This window comes from Lentibacillus sp., assembly GCF_035301925.1.
GTDB lineage: Bacteria > Bacillota > Bacilli > Bacillales > Amphibacillaceae > Lentibacillus.
Genome location: NZ_DATGTI010000128.1, coordinates 1 through 11,744, shown reverse-complemented (window position 1 = coordinate 11,744; position 11,744 = coordinate 1). Strand labels below are relative to the sequence as shown.

Annotated in this window: 10 protein-coding genes and 1 pseudogene; all 11 read right to left on the bottom strand. The window is 39.7% G+C overall.

What is annotated here, in order from left to right; translation table 11 throughout:
* Nucleotides 1–118: 118 nt before the first annotated feature.
* Complete coding sequence (locus VK080_RS10835) at nucleotides 119–349, bottom strand: hypothetical protein (protein WP_029266383.1); 231 nt, start codon at nucleotides 347–349, stop codon at nucleotides 119–121.
* A gap of 90 nt (nucleotides 350–439) precedes the next feature.
* Nucleotides 440–1,864: a dihydropyrimidinase gene (gene hydA / locus VK080_RS10830; protein ID WP_029266385.1), complete on the bottom strand. Its 1,425-nt coding sequence runs from the start codon at nucleotides 1,862–1,864 to the stop codon at nucleotides 440–442.
* Nucleotides 1,865–1,923: 59 nt separating this feature from the next.
* Nucleotides 1,924–3,195, bottom strand: coding sequence for an NAD-dependent dihydropyrimidine dehydrogenase subunit PreA (gene preA / locus VK080_RS10825; protein ID WP_324224786.1), 1,272 nt, complete (start codon nucleotides 3,193–3,195; stop codon nucleotides 1,924–1,926).
* 37 nt (nucleotides 3,196–3,232) lie between these two features.
* Nucleotides 3,233–4,606 (bottom strand): NAD(P)-dependent oxidoreductase, encoded by a 1,374-nt coding sequence (locus VK080_RS10820; protein ID WP_029266389.1) that lies wholly within the window; start codon nucleotides 4,604–4,606, stop codon nucleotides 3,233–3,235.
* A 544-nt stretch (nucleotides 4,607–5,150) separates the two neighbouring features.
* Entirely contained in the window at nucleotides 5,151–6,593 is a 1,443-nt protein-coding gene (locus VK080_RS10815) for an aldehyde dehydrogenase family protein (protein ID WP_324224785.1), read from the bottom strand.
* 26 nt (nucleotides 6,594–6,619) lie between these two features.
* On the bottom strand, nucleotides 6,620–7,369 hold the full coding sequence (locus VK080_RS10810; RefSeq protein WP_324224784.1) for an SDR family oxidoreductase: 750 nt from the start codon (nucleotides 7,367–7,369) through the stop codon (nucleotides 6,620–6,622).
* A 4-nt stretch (nucleotides 7,370–7,373) separates the two neighbouring features.
* Complete coding sequence (locus tag VK080_RS10805; protein WP_324224783.1) at nucleotides 7,374–8,444, bottom strand: tartrate dehydrogenase; 1,071 nt, start codon at nucleotides 8,442–8,444, stop codon at nucleotides 7,374–7,376.
* A gap of 1 nt (nucleotide 8,445) precedes the next feature.
* Nucleotides 8,446–9,669 carry a M20 family metallopeptidase gene (locus VK080_RS10800; protein ID WP_414672243.1) on the bottom strand — a complete coding sequence of 408 codons (1,224 nt, stop codon included), beginning with the start codon at nucleotides 9,667–9,669 and terminating at the stop codon, nucleotides 8,446–8,448.
* 16 nt (nucleotides 9,670–9,685) lie between these two features.
* Complete coding sequence (panF, locus tag VK080_RS10795; protein ID WP_324224781.1) at nucleotides 9,686–11,152, bottom strand: sodium/pantothenate symporter; 1,467 nt, start codon at nucleotides 11,150–11,152, stop codon at nucleotides 9,686–9,688.
* A complete protein-coding gene (locus VK080_RS10790) occupies nucleotides 11,149–11,436 on the bottom strand; it encodes a YhdT family protein (RefSeq protein ID WP_324224780.1) in 288 nt (95 codons plus the stop codon). Before VK080_RS10790 ends, panF begins: the two co-directional genes overlap by 4 nt.
* 168 nt (nucleotides 11,437–11,604) lie before the next feature.
* Nucleotides 11,605–11,744: pseudogene (locus VK080_RS10785) on the bottom strand (aspartate aminotransferase family protein); the annotation flags it as partial.

The following is an 11,744-nucleotide window of genomic DNA, read 5'->3' as shown; positions in this document are numbered from 1 at the left end:
GCGTGTGACCCCATTATTTTCTGTCCTTCCAAAGTCAGCAAATAACTCCAACGTCTGTTTCAAACGTTCACCATTAATCAGGATTTTTTGCTTTTCCATATTTTTCCCACCATTCATATTAAAATGCGGCTTCGCGCTTTTGCTGCTGTTGAATATACAAAGTCGTGAAGTATTTCCTGCTGTCAGGATGTGTTAAAAGCATTGTTTCCCTTTTAGGATTTTTGACTTTATTTTCAAATTCCACAATATCTCCATCTAGCGTCCCATGCGTGCTAATAATGATATAACCGCCTTTTATTAATTTGTCTATTTTAAGTTTTTCTGTTAAAAAAACATCATCGTTTGACAATGAAATATCCCCCCTTAATGGCTTACCTCTTCCCTCTCATCTTCCATATCTTAAACGATCAGGCAGTTTACACTTCAACCTACATATAAATTATTTAACTAAATTCCCTGCCTTTTCAATCTTTTCATGAGCATCACGAGGAAACTTATCGCATTTCAGAAATTTACCCATTCCCGGCTTTCCAACGAACCGTTTATCTTTGATCACATACTCCCCGCGGGAAAGCACAGTTATTGGTTCGCCTGTTACCTTCATCCCTTCCAGCGCACTGTAATCCACATTCATCTGATGTGTATCAACAGAAATCGTACGTTCTTTATTCGGATCAAACAAAACAATATCGGCATCACTACCCGGTGCGATCGTTCCTTTTTGAGGAAATAGACCAAATAGCTTTGCGGACTTTGTAGAGATAATGTCTACAAACTTATTCAAGGAAATCCGTCCTTTTTTCACACCTTCGGAAAATAACACACTAAATCTGTCTTCAACAAATGGTCCTCCATTTGGTATCTTGGAAAAATCACCTTTACCGAGTTCTTTCTGGCCTTTAAAATCAAATGAACAATGATCAGAACCGATCGTCTGCAATTGACCGGTCTTTAAGGCATCCCATAAAATCCCTTGGTTTGACTTATCCCGTAACGGCGGCGACCAAACATACTTGGCTCCTTCAAAGTTTGGTTTTTCAAGATTGGATTGGTCGAGAACAAGATACTGCGGGCAGGTTTCACCGTATACATGGAACCCTTTGCTACGCGCATCTGCAATCTGTTCAACCGCTTCCTTACATGTTACATGCACCACATATAATTGAGAATCCGCAAGGGCGGTAAGTTTCGCAGCTCGACCTGTTGCTTCACCTTCTAGTTCCGCTGGGCGCGTTAAGGCATGGTTAATTGGGTCGGTATTTCCTTCTTTCAGCGCTTTCTCTGTTAAATAGTTAATAACATCCCCATTTTCCGCATGAACCATCACCAGACCACCATGTTCCTTGGCTGTAATTAATGTCTGAAAAAGGGTCTCATCATCAGCCTGCAAAACATTTTTATAAGCCATAAATATTTTAAAGGAGGTAACACCTTCTTCCTCAATCACCCGTGGCATTTCTTTTAATATACGTTCACTTGCTTCAGCAATTTGTAAATGAAATCCATAATCAATAACGGCTTTCCCTTCGGACTTCGCATGCCAATTGTTGAGCGCATTTTTTAGTGAACTTCCCTTTTCACTTAGGCAAAAGTCAATAATTGTCGTTGTACCTCCATGTGCCGCCGCGATGGTACCGCTTTCAAAGTCATCCTTTGTCACTGTTCCACCAAAGGGCATTTCCATATGTGTGTGAGGATCTATCCCTCCCGGCATAACATAATATCCTGAAGCATCAATAACCTCTGCATATATATCACTTAAATTTTGACCAATTGCTCTTACTTTTTCATCCTCAATCAATACATCTGCAGTATAGGTATCCGTTGCTGTTACAATTGTTCCATTTTTAATCATTTTTTTCATGAGTGAATCCTCCTTATTTTTAGTAAAGAGACGAAAGCAATGATTCATTTAATGAGTTATTAATTTTTGCTATTAAGCGTTTGAAGTGCTGACTGGCGTTTATTCCATGACAATGGTGGCTCTGTCGGTATAAGTTCCACCATGTCAATTGCCCCATCAACCGGACAAACAATGGAGCAAAGATTGCATCCAACACAGTCATCTTCTCTAACTTGTAAATAATCATTGCCCTTTTCATCGGTCAGTATATCGATACATTGATGTGAAGTGTCTTCACAAGCAATATGGCACTTATTACAATTAATACATATGTCATTATTAATACGTGCAACGATCTTATGATTTAAATCCAAATTGCTCCAGTCGGTATATTTTTTCACTGAGACACCGATGATCTCATTTAAGGAAGAGATCCCCTTATCATCTAAATAATTATTCAACCCTTCATTCAGATCATCAATAATACTGAACCCATGATGCATTGCGGCTGTACAAATCTGTACGCCTCCTGCGCCCATCAATATAAATTCAACAGCATCCTGCCAAGTTGAAACCCCACCAATCCCTGAGATTGGAATATTAATATCTGGTTGACGTGCACATTCCCCGACCATATTCAGAGCAATCGGTTTAACCGCTGGACCGCAGTACCCTCCATGTGCTCCCATTCCGTTCACATTTGGGATCGTATTCCATGTATCCAAATCTACACCTATTAAACTATTGATCGTATTGATCATACTTATCGCGTCGGCTCCACCCCGCTCCGCTGCTTTTGCCGTTGCAGTAATATCTGTGATATTTGGTGTCAGTTTAGTTATTACCGGTACTTCAGCAGCTTCTTTCGCGTATAAGGTTGTTTTTTCCACTAAATCTGGATGCTGACCAACTGCTGCTCCCATTCCTCTTTCCGACATGCCATGCGGACAGCCGAGATTCAACTCAAAACCATCTACCCCTACATTTTGAACACGTTTAACAATTTCATGCCACTTTTCCCGTTTGGGTTCAACCATTAATGACGCAATGATGGCCCGGTCCGGGAAGCGTTTTTTTGTTTCATAAATTTCTTTTAAATTGTCTTCAATCGGTCGGTCAGATATCAATTCAATATTGTTAAATCCGGCAACACGCTGACCATTAAAATGATGTGCACCAAAGCGCGAAGTAACGTTCAATACAGGTTCACCAAGCGTTTTCCATACTGCACCACCCCATCCAGCTTCAAATGCTCGCTGTACCTGATACCCAGTATTTGTCGGAGGTGCAGATGCAAGCCAGTATGGGTTTGGCGATGTAATCCCAGCAAAGTTAATACTTATATCGGCCATTTTATTCTCCCCCTTTTCATACATCTACTTTCTCATTTCAGGCACTCTCTGTACAAGAATCCTTTAATTGCTGATGGATGGCATATGCCGTCTCTTTTCCTTGTTGTGCGGCAGAAACTACCATTGCCTCACCAATTCCCTTTCCAAAAATAACGTCACCTGCAGCATAAACTTTCGGATTTGATGTAACGTATGTTTCAGGATCTACCTTTACCACACCACCGTTATGTTCTAAATCAAATGCTTCAATGATGTGCATATGTCTCGTCTGACCAATCGCCTTAACGAGAATATGAACATCAATTAAAAACTCGGAACCTTTTACTTCAACTGGACGCGGGCGTTCACCATTCCCCATCTCTTTTAGCTCCATTCGTACACACTCTATCTGTTTCAAATGGCCCCCATGATCACTAATAAGACGTTTAGGTGCAGTCAGCCATCTAAATTCCACACCATCTTGTTTTGCAAATTCATATTCAAATTCATAGGCGGTCATTTCTGTTTCAGTACGGCGATAAAGAATCTGAACGTTATCCGCTCCTAGTCTTACTGATGTTGTAGCACCATCTATCGCTGTATTCCCTGCCCCAATTACAACCACATGTTTGCCGGCAAACTCTTTTGGATAATTTTTATTCTTTGTCTTTTCCACAAGCTCAATTGCATCGTAGATCCCACCTAAATCTTCTCCTTCTATGCCAAGCATCGGTACTGTCGACATACCTGCAGCAAGAATAACCGTATTGTAATTATCGATGAGTTCATCAGCTATCATATCTTTTCCAATTTCTGTATTTGTACGGATTTCAACCCCTAATTGCTCCACCTGTTCCACTTCCCATAATGAGATATCTTTTGGTAGCCGAAAAGGAACAATACCGTGTGTGTCCAACCCTCCCGCCTCTTCTTTCCTCTCAAAAATTGTCACCTGATAACCTAGTCTTGCAAGTTCACGAGCCGCGGATAAACCTGCTGGACCACTACCAACAATTGCAACACTTTTACCATTTTTTTCACCTGCGTTAAATAATACCTGCTCATTTTTAATGGACCAGTCAGTGGCAAAACGTTGCAAATCACCGATCATGATAGGTTTTGTAGAGTTATTTAACACACAGGCTCCCTCACATAATTCCTCTGTCGGACAAACCCGAGCACAACTTGCACCTATCGGATTAGCTTCCATAATATTCTTTGCGGAACCTTTTAAATTTCCCGATGCAATCTTCTTAATGAAGCCGGGAATATCAATTCCGGTCGGACAGGCTTTAATACAAGGCGCATCATAACAATAAAGACATCGGTTCGCTTCATCTAATGCTTCTTGCGCATTATAACTAGGCTTGGACTCATCAAAATTCTTTGCTAGGTCTTCAGCTGACAGCAAATTTTGCAGTAAATTTCCCATTGATGGACCTCCTTTTGAGAGTTAAATAGTAAAGAAAAAAGACAGAAGCTTCTCGAGCAATTCTGTAGGCCTTTTCCAGATGATCCACACCATTTACAACTAATCGCCAGGAAGATCACCTCTCAAAGTATAAGCATACCTCCGGTTTGTTATAGATTTATTAGTGAAGTCGGAACATCTTTTCTCTTTCTCTATGCATGAATATATCAATCTAATTATTATTATGTTTGTTTAAATGAATCATATGTTAGACAAAATGTTAAATGGAAATCGTAAAAGATTGGCCACTTTGTATAAGAGGGTAATTTTAAAAATGTCAGAAAGAGGGAATTTTGTACAAAGCAGGAGTAAGTACCAGCATCCAGGAAAATAATAGTCGTTTACCCCCTGTAAACAGGCAAGCTTACAAACGCCACGTCCTGGGGCTGCGATTACTCGCCCCTCCGAAAATATTTGTGCCATTGTCAGCACTAGCACGTCATGTGTGCCGTTAAACCCCCACTGAAATAAAGTTTCACTTTATATTTAATTTTTCCAATATGGATTATCTGTACTGAATAGCAACATTCTTCACTTGTGTATAATTATATAAAGCCATCCATCCTTTTTCTCTGCCAAATCCACTTTTTTTATAACCACCGAAAGGCATTTGAATACCGCCTCCGGCACCATAATTATTAATAAAAACCTGTCCGGAATCTATTCGACTCGCAAGATAATGTGCCCTACTGATATCTTGTGACCAGATCCCTGTAACAAGTCCGTAATTGGTGTTATTCGCTAACTGAAGTGCTTCTTCTTCATTATCAAATGTTAATATCGATAATACCGGACCAAAAATTTCTTCCTGTGCTAGTTTACTATCCGGCTTAAGATTATCAATAATAGTTGGTTCAATATAAAAACCATTTTCACTTCCTTCTACAACAACTTCTTTACCTCCAAATAATATTTCACCTTCTGTTTTTGCTAGTTCAATATATCTTTGGATCCGTTTAAATTGTGTTTCATTTAGGATAGGGCCAATATCTTTATTTTCCAAACCTGGTCCGATTGTTAGTTGTTTAAACCGGTGTATGATCTTTTCTATAAAAGTATCTTTAAAAGTTGATTCAATTAACAGACGTGAGCCTGCTGAACAGGTTTGACCGGCATTTTGCGTAATTGCTTTCACAACACCATCTATTGCCTTTTCCACATCACAGTCCGAAAAAACGATATTCGGCGACTTCCCGCCAAGTTCCAATGTAACCGGAACAATATTATCAGCTGCTGATTTCATAATAGCTGTCCCTGTCTCCACAGAACCTGTAAAAGTAATATGGTTCATTAAAGAATGTGATGACAAAGCCGCACCAGCTTCATAACCATAGCCTGTTACATGATTAAAAACGCCATCCGACAAATCCGATTCTGCAAAAAATTCCGTTAATTTAAAAGCAGTCATTGGCGTATCCTCTGCACTCTTTACTACTACGGTATTTCCTGTTGCAATCGCAGCCGCTACACTTCTTGACATAATCTGAATAGGATAATTCCAAGGAATAATATGTCCTGTTACGCCAATTGGCTCACGAACGACATAATCAATTATCCCATCCTGAATTGGAATGGTATCCCCCATCAATTTGTCAGCTGCTCCAGCGTAAAACTCAAAATATCGAATGGCTGCGTCGATATCCGCGTAACCTTGCGCTAACGGCTTGCCTACATCCATTGTTTCCAGTTCAGCCAATTCATCACGGTTTTCCCTGATTTTTTCAGCCATTACGAATAATAAATAGCCTCTTTCATGCGGTTTTACCCTACGCCATGCCTCACTAGCGAAAGCTTCTTTTGCAGCCTTCACCGCGTCATCTATATCATTAGCGTTTCCACGGGGAATCGTTGCAATGATTTCACCATTCGATGGATTTGTAACCTCAATCGTTTCTTCATTTATACTAGGAACCCACCTGCCATTGATATACATTTTTATAGTTTTCACGAAAGTTGACCTCCCCAACTTGTCATTTAAACGCTTCTCCCACCATCAACATGAAACACACCACCGGTTACCATACTAGATTCATCTGAAAGTAAAAATTTCGCCGATTGGGCAATATCATTTGGTGTTAATAATTTTCCTAATGGTATGCTTTGTTTGAACACAGTATCTTTCATCTCATCAATATCCGCATCTTTTCCTGCAAACTGCCCGAGCATGTTCGTGTCACAGGGCCCTGGATGTAACGTATTCACCCGAATATTATCCGGGGCTAATTCTAAAGCTAAAGCTTTTGAAAAAGATTCTACTGCTCCTTTAGAAGCAATATAAGCTTGTAATCCTGGACGTGGCCTTGTTGTTGATACGGAGCCGACATTGACAATCGTTCCATTTTTACCTTTTTTCATATGAATAGCTGCCTCGCGACATGTTAAAAAAATCATGGACATATTAATATCCATCAGACGGTGCCAATCCGTTAAGCTAACTTGTTCAATCGGTGTAGCACTTTGTGCAATACCAGCTGTATTAATAAGCCCATCGATTTGGCCAAACTTTTTTACAGCTATTTCAAATAAATCTTTTACTTTTTGTTCATCTAATAAATTACATGCAATAGATACAAAACGTTCATTAGATTCAAATTCAGTTAAAGCATTGCTATTAAGATCACAGCCAATTACATTTGCACCATTTTGCAGTAATAATTGAACAACAGCTTTCCCCATTCCTCCACCTGCACCAGTTACGATAATCCTCTTGTTTAATACCGACATTCTATCATCTCCGTTCGTTATAAAGCTTTTCTACAATGGCATCTCCCAACTGCTCCGTAGTTGCTGTACCGCCTATATCCGGTGTCAGTGTTTTCTTTTCCACCAACACTGCTTCAATTGCTGATAGAACGCGATCATGTAAATCTTTCCGCCCTAAATGGTCCAACAAGAGTGCCACAGACCAAATTTGTGCAATCGGATTCGCTATCCCTTTCCCGGCTATATCAGGAGCTGATCCATGTACCGGCTCAAACATGGATGGGAATTCGCGAGTAGGATTAATATTAGCTGACGGAGTCAAACCTAATCCGCCTACAAGCGCTGAGCCTAGATCAGACAATATATCACCAAATAGATTTGAAGCCACAATAACTTGAAAATCTTGCGGTCGTTGAACAAAGTGGGCAACTAAAGCATCCATATAGATGTTTTCATAAGATATATCTGTGTTTTGTGTGCCTACCTCTGCAACGATTTGATCCCAAAATTTCATGACATGTGTAATGGCATTTGATTTAGTTGCACTTGTAACTTTTTTGAATCCATGCTTCCGTGCATATTCAAAAGCATATGCAGCAATCTGATTGATCCCTTGCCTGGTCATTAGTGAATTCTGAACGGCCAGCTCTCTCGATTCTCCTGCAAACATTGTACCGCCCGCATCTGAGTACTCACCTTCCGTGTTCTCCCTTAATACAACAAAATCAATGTCCTCATTCTCTTTTAACTTAAGTGGGCTTTCTAAACCTTTTAATAGTCTTGCTGGACGGAAATTCACATATTGCTGAAAGGTTTTTCTGATCGGCATGATTAATTCCCAAACTGTTATATCATCAGGTACACGTGTATCCCCTATAGCACCTAATAAAATTGCTTCATATCCCCTTAATTGATCAAGCCCATCTTCCGGCATCATGCAATTATTTTCCAGAAAATATGCTGAATTCCAATTAAAAATATCATAGGAGAAATCTATTGAATCCTGTTTCCGAATTTCCTCAAGTACTTTTATTGCTTCATTCATAACTTCTTGTCCCACACCATCTCCGGGGAGTACCGCTATTTTAAACGTCATTTTATTCATCCTTTTCTCTAAGAAACTTCAAGGCTGCATTACGATAGATTTCAGTTGTTTTTCCTAGTTCTTGAATCTCAACATATTCATTGATTTGATGTGGGATATCGCGATCACCTGCACCAATAGTAATGATCGGTATACCATGTACATGTAAAAATGTACCATCCGTTGCGCCGGGAACGCCGTTATACTGAGGCTCTATTTCCAGTACTTCTGCTACAGCGTCATAAACAGCTGATACTACCGGATCATCTGGATCTGTTTCAGTTGGTGGCCGATCCTCGATGATTTCATAATCTGCCTGGAAGTGTTCATCTTCCCTTTTTAGCTGATAAAAAATATGCTCTATTTCCTCAATTATTTTATGATGATTCTGACTTGGAATGGTACGTATATCAAGCGTTGTCATACACTGTTCGGGAATAACGTTAATCTGTGCATCCCCTTTTACCGGAGCTTGAAGAACCGTCGGTGTTATCGTCCCCCATTTTAAATAGGAATGTTTACCATGATTCTCTTGTTCTCTCTCTTCAAGCTGTTGTAACGCAGTAATAATTTTAGCCATACGCCAATTAGGATTAATTCCACTCCACGAAATAGCACCATGCGCCATTTTCCCCTGCACTGTTATTTTGACTCGTAAAGCACCGCGCTGCGCAATACATACTTGATTCTCTTCCGGTTCACAAATAATTGCGCCGTCCACTTCATCTGCCCAGCCTTGTCCAATAAAATGTTTAATGCCCAACATCATACTTTCTTCATCTACAGGGATACATAAGATTATTTTTCCAGTAAATGATTCTCTATCCTCTAAAATGGATTGAACTGCTGTAATCATACAAGCAAGATTCCCTTTCGTATCATTTGTACCCCGCCCGTACATTCGCCCATCAACAATCTCTGCACCAAAAGGATCATATTTCCAACGCCCACGATCTCCTTCTGTTACAACATCTGTATGCCCTTCAAATAAAAGCGTCTTTCCGGGCTTTCCCGAATCCACTACACCAATTACATTCGGCCTGCCGGGCGCTACTTCTTCTATGTGTACTTCTATCCCGAGATTTCGGATATAGTCTGCAACAAAATGGGCAACTTTTTCTTCGTTGCTGTCCGGATCTTCCGCTCTGTATACACTAGGTATTCTAACGAGTTGTTGTGTAAGTGAAACTACACGCTCGTAATCTCTTCTTATGCGATCTGATTTAGTTAAATTCAAAATATTAAACATCCCCTTATACTTTTTTAATCATTTGTGTCGGAAATTCGTAAGCTTTTTGCTTGAACAATAAACTAAATAAAACAAATGAAAGTAATGAGATAAAAACCGGGACTGTTACTGTATGAACACCAAACATGTCTCCATATGCCTCATTATAAAAATGGATCCCTATATAAGCGCCAATCCCTGTTAGCATGGATGCGATGGCACCAAACTTATTAGCATATTCCCAATACAATCCTAGTACAACCGGCCAAATAAATGCCGCTTCTAATCCACCAAAAGCAAATAAATTTAAATAGATTAAAAGTTCAGGAGGTTTAATAGCCAGCATGAAAGCGATGGTTCCTATTAAAGCTGTAAAACCCATACTGATTTTTTTCACATGATTGGATGAAGCTTCCGGTTTTATATAATTGATATAAACATCCTTTACAATAGACGAACTCACGAGGAGCAACAAAGAGTCTACTGTGGACATCATAGCTGCTAATGGCGCTGCTAGTACAATTCCGGCCAGCCAGCCTGGTAATACGTCTAGTGCAATGAGAGGAATAACTTGATCCGCCACCTCGATCCCCGGTAGTATGGGACGAGCGAATACGCCGATTAAATGCATATTAAGCATGATAAAACCTACAACAACTGTTCCAATCATTAATGCTTTATGCATCGATTTGGCATCGCGATAAGACATTGCTCTTACAGCTACTTGCGGTAACCCAACTACCCCTACTCCAACTAAAATCCAGAAAGAAGACACATATAATCCGGTTAATTGTCCATCTTGTCCATATGGTGTTACCAGATTGGGGTTTTCTGTCATTAGGTCTGTGAAAATATTGGGTAGACCTCCACCAGCGATGATTACACCAATCAGCAATATTAAAGTTCCAAACACCATTACTATCCCTTGTATTGTATCGGTTACCGCTACTGCTCTGAATCCACCAATGACTACGTAGATTAAAACAGATATCGTAAAGATAAACAGTGCTGAAGTATATGTTATTCCTGTTAACGATTGAATGAGGTAGGCGCCCCCCACCCATTGCGCTGCCATCGCAGCAAACAGAAAGACAACAATACTTAATGCCGACAATAAAACTACAGGGGTGCTCTGGTATCTTTCTTTAAGAAAGTCAATCAATGTAACTGCTTTAAACCTTCTTGTGACAATCGCAAACTTTTTCCCTAAAATTAATAGAACAAAGTATCCTGTTGCAATCTGTGTCATTGCAAGCAGCACCCAACCAAGCCCAATCGAATAGGCTGCACCCGGGCCACCCAGAAAACTGGATGCACTTCCATAAGTAGCCACCATTGTCATCGCTAGAACTAGTCCACCCAACTCGCGACTACCTAGAAAATAATCACTTAAAAAAGATTTCGAGTTTACCATTTTTCGATTGGACCATATACCAATGAAAAAAATTACAATAAGAAATAAAAAAAGCGGAATGATTACCTCCCCGTTCATTCTGGCACCTCACCTTCATCATCCTCAAAAGAGACATCTTTCAAAACAAATTTTACTACTAGAAATACTAATATAACCATCACAATGAAACCTGCAATACAACTGAGAAAAAACCATGCCGGGAAGCCTAATATGTAGGTATATTCTTCCGGAGGTTTCGACCCTAATCCATACGCGAATCCATACCACCAAATAATATTGAATACAGCTAGAGCGCAACCTATAAGTGCTTCACGATGGGCTATTTTAAAACGATATTCCATTGGCCGTTCTTCTTCTCTCATAATTTTCCTCCTTTCTTTCTCCCACACTCTATTTCATGCCAATAATTGCTAGTGATTCATTCTATGCAAAACATTCATGCTTTATTATTAATTCTATTAAAATCTTTTTTTAACAAAAAAATCAGTCATTGGAATCCCTGATTTTGGAACCAGGATTCCAATGACTATTTAAAGTTGTGCAAAAGCCTTCTTCACCGTATTCACTATAAACTTTAAATCGTCATCTGTTATACTAAGCGGTGGACTAAGTTGTAATATATTATTAAATCCGGCAACCGTATCGCCATTCTTTCCAATAATCAATCCTT

Coding starts and splice junctions, on each gene's coding strand:
- panF (WP_324224781.1), bottom strand. CDS start 11,152: ATGAACGGGGAGGTAATCATTCCGCTTTTTTTATTTCTTATTGTAATT.
- VK080_RS10820 (WP_029266389.1), bottom strand. CDS start 4,606: ATGGGAAATTTACTGCAAAATTTGCTGTCAGCTGAAGACCTAGCAAAG.
- hydA (WP_029266385.1), bottom strand. CDS start 1,864: ATGAAAAAAATGATTAAAAATGGAACAATTGTAACAGCAACGGATACC.
- preA (WP_324224786.1), bottom strand. CDS start 3,195: ATGGCCGATATAAGTATTAACTTTGCTGGGATTACATCGCCAAACCCA.
- VK080_RS10805 (WP_324224783.1), bottom strand. CDS start 8,444: ATGACGTTTAAAATAGCGGTACTCCCCGGAGATGGTGTGGGACAAGAA.
- VK080_RS10810 (WP_324224784.1), bottom strand. CDS start 7,369: ATGTCGGTATTAAACAAGAGGATTATCGTAACTGGTGCAGGTGGAGGA.
- VK080_RS10790 (WP_324224780.1), bottom strand. CDS start 11,436: ATGAGAGAAGAAGAACGGCCAATGGAATATCGTTTTAAAATAGCCCAT.